1 pseudogene is annotated in these 405 nt (G+C 67.4%); it reads left to right on the plus strand.

Going from position 1 to position 405, the window contains the following annotated elements:
* Positions 1 to 405 (plus strand): annotated as a pseudogene (locus F7R02_RS25945) (TAL effector repeat-containing protein); the annotation flags it as partial.

A 405-nucleotide genomic window follows, 5' to 3' on the forward strand; every position in this document is an offset into this window, starting at 1 on the left:
CAACTTCTCAAGATTGCAAAACGTGGCGGCGTGACCGCAGTGGAGGCAGTGCATGCATGGCGCAATGCACTGACGGGTGCCCCCCTGAACCTGACCCCGGAGCAGGTGGTGGCCATCGCCAGCAATAGCGGTGGCAAGCAGGCGCTGGAGACGGTGCAGGCGCTGTTGCCGGTGCTGTGCCAGGCCCATGGCCTGACCCCGGACCAGGTGGTGGCCATCGCCAGCAATGGCGGTGGCAAGCAGGCGCTGGAGACGGTGCAGGCGCTGTTGCCGGTGCTGTGCCAGGCCCATGGCCTGACCCCGGACCAGGTGGTGGCCATCGCCAGCAATATTGGTGGCAAGCAGGCGCTGGAGACGGTGCAGGCGCTGTTGCCGGTGCTGTGCCAGGCCCATGGCCTGACCCCG

This window comes from Xanthomonas cissicola (genome assembly GCF_008801575.1).
GTDB lineage: Bacteria > Pseudomonadota > Gammaproteobacteria > Xanthomonadales > Xanthomonadaceae > Xanthomonas > Xanthomonas cissicola.